The following is a 2,988-nucleotide window of genomic DNA, read 5'->3' as shown; positions in this document are numbered from 1 at the left end:
CACCTGCTAACGATCACGCCCCCGACCGGCACGAGCACCCCAGCCCCGCCCCACGCCAGCCCCGTGACCTGCAACTTCAGGATGAAAACTTCTCAGTGGTGAGGAGGCACCCGACTCCTGGATGCCAAGGAGCCTCCACACATCTGGGTCACGCAACTCGAACGACCCACGAGAGCCTACGAAGCCAAGCCGACGCAGGCCGGGCTCGATATCCACGCGAAGCAGAGCGGCAAGAACTTCCGCTGCGGTCTTCACAAGCCCTCCTTCCCTGGCCCGGGGCTCCCCGGCCCTGGCAGCGCACGTCGCTCGGCACTCCCGAGGCATCCCGACCGCGTGGGAAATACGTGACCACGGCCCTCGAGAATTGCGTGACCGTCGGCAGGGTGTACGTCGCATTCGTCCTGAACGGTGTTCTCCTGGCTGAGCGCTGGCCGGCAGGACACTCACCGCTTGCAGACCGAACTCCCCCTGGCCGCAGTCGAGATGGCCTTGTGGCGCCGAAGGGCTCTGGGCTGATCCACCGCTCCGTCCACGGCTCGCAGCTTGGATTCAAGGAGTCATCACAACACTGACAGCCTGAGTCGAGGCCTCGGCGTCCGCCGGCTCCGTCGCGGACTCGTGCGACAACGCGATGGCCGAGGCGCTTAGCGGCACCTCCAGAGCCAAGTTGGTCGAGGTGCAGGGTCCTTGGAAGAGCTTCAACCAGGTCGAGCAGTGGTCTTCCATGGATCCCGTGGTAGCGACGAGGAACGGCTCCACTCCGCCCGCACCGCTGGCCGAGTACGGATGCGACTGGTGGCAGCGGTAGCAAGCCGTCCTCCAGCCCGCTCAACCAGGACCTGCCTATATGTCGAGGGCCTCCGGCCCGGCGGTGGCCGATCCGCTCGCCGCGCTGCGGCTGCTGGCCCGGCTCGACGCCGAGGCCGACGAGCTACCGGCGGATAGGGCAGGCGGCCGGAGCCGGACGAGCTCGCCGGCCACCGCCGCCGCGCGTACGTGTGGGTGCGTCTCGCCGAAGTCCGCCCCGAGCCGTTGTTCAGGGACACCGCAGCCGCCGCGGTACGTGCCTGACTCGACGCCGAGTCAGAGCCGGGCCGCCATCGAAGGGGTGCCCGCACCGTAACCGTCCGGCCGGACGCGAACCAAAGCCCCGCCGAACAGTTCGGCGGGGCGATGCGATCACAGTGGAATCGAATGGGGGCTCAGGCTCGCTCTTGCACCTCGATGCCGTCGTACGTCCCGCCGACGCAGTTGCCTAGCCCGGGCTCGATCTGGAAAACCTGCCCGCCCCCGTCCAAACACTGTTGCGGGGAGATCCAAGCCTCCGCGTTGGCGAGTTCGGCGCTTCCGGCCGTGAGAGCAACAGTCGCGGCACACAGGGCAACCGATGCAAGGGCACGACGCATGGGGACATCCTCGGGTCGAATTGGTTGGGCAACCAGCCAATTGGATCCCCGTTCGGCGCACTGCTTCGGCATTCCTCCGATTGTGGGCGCGTCACTGTGCGGGTGGCTGAGCATGTACGGCCCGGCACTGCTCAGAGGGCGTTAAGTCCGTTTTTGATAGCGGCCGCGTCCGGGTTGGTCGAGGACTTCCTGGCGGACGAGTCGTCCCAGGCGGGAGCGGGTGACGTTGATCGAGGGCTCGTCGGTGGGAAGCCCGAGGAGTTCGTGTAGCTCGCGAATTCGGAAGACCTGCCCGGGTGCTCGTTGAAGGCGGTCACGATGCGTTGGTAGACGGTGTCCGTGTCCGAGGGAACTGGTTGCTGGTCGGTGGGGTGAGGCCGTTGATGACCTTGCGGGTCGTGGTGAGCTCGGCCAGGCGGGCCTCGGCGTCGACGGGCTCGGTGGTCAGGCGCTCGATCTGTTCGCGCAAGCCGTCGGCTCGTGCGGCGGTCTCGTGGTGTTCGGCTTGTAGCGGCCGCAGGAGTTCGGTGACGTTCACGCGGCCAGCTCGACGTCGTCGCGGCAGGCGGGGCTGGGTGTGGTGAGACGGCGGAGCATGACCGCGGTGGAGGCCCGGTAGACGCGGGAGGCGGCGTTGTCGGGCCGGTGGTCGTAGTCGCGGGCGAGGCGCCGGTGGAGCATGAGGGTGCCGTTGACCTGCTCGACCACCCAGCGTTTCGGCTGGGGAACGAAGCCCTTGCCCGCGTCGCTGGGGTTGCGGCGGACCACCTCGACGGTGATGTCGTTCACCGCCCCGTGGATGGTCACAGCGTCCTTGAACCCTGGTCGACCAGGGCCTTCTCCAGACGCATCCCGCGTCGTTCGGCTGCCTGGTCCAGCAGGGCGATGCCGGCCTCGTTGTCGTGCACGCTCGCGGCGAGGACCACCACGCCGATGATCAGGCCCAGCACGTCGACGGCCAGTCCCCGCTTCCTGCCGGGCGTCTTCTTGTTCGCGTCCAGTCCCGTCGTCTCCTTCGGCACCCCCGCCGCCACGCGCACGGACTGGGTGTCGATGATCACCGGGGACGGGTCCTCCAATCGTCTGGCCCGCTCCCGCGCCTGGCGGCGCAGGATCTCCTGGATCCGCTGGTCAAGGCCGTCCTGGCGCCACAGGGTGAAGTAGTAGAACACCGCCGACCAGGACGGTAGGTCATGCGGCAGGAGCCGCCACTGACAGTCCGTCCGGTTCTGGTAGAGCAGCGCGTTCACGACCTCGCGCAGGTCGCAGGAGCCCGGGTCCCCGGTCGCCGAGCGCGACACCCGCTCCTGCTTCCAGGCGGTGACCAGCGGCTCGATCAAGGCCCACTGCCCGTCGGTCAAGTCCGTTGAGTACGGCATCCGTTCCATGCACCAACACCAACATGCACACGACATACGCGTTAGCCCGAACAGCTCCGTACACACGAACGGGCGACACCAGATCATCCAGAAACGGACTTAACGTCCTCTCAGAGGGAGTTCTGCGAGGGTGTGAGCGGTTTGTCCGTTGTGTCGAAGTCGGCTTCCTGTAAAGGGGGTTGACGTTCGGCGAGGATGCGGTC

The 2,988-nt window shown here is 67.2% G+C and carries 1 protein-coding gene and 1 pseudogene; both read right to left on the bottom strand.

Annotation, left to right across the window (positions count from 1 at the left end; genetic code table 11):
* Nucleotides 1–1,719: 1,719 nt before the first annotated feature.
* The gene (locus ACZ5ON_RS35890; protein WP_465601788.1) at nucleotides 1,720–1,944 is read right to left on the bottom strand and encodes a hypothetical protein; all 225 of its coding nucleotides are present in this window, start codon (nucleotides 1,942–1,944) and stop codon (nucleotides 1,720–1,722) included.
* Nucleotides 1,941–2,794: pseudogene (locus tag ACZ5ON_RS35885) on the bottom strand (IS5 family transposase). Before ACZ5ON_RS35885 ends, ACZ5ON_RS35890 begins: the two are co-directional and overlap by 4 nt.
* Between the last annotated feature and the right edge of the window lie 194 nt (nucleotides 2,795–2,988).

It is taken from the genome of Kitasatospora sp. NPDC032150, from assembly GCF_055579945.1.
This window is presented reverse-complemented; position numbering and strand designations above follow the sequence as displayed.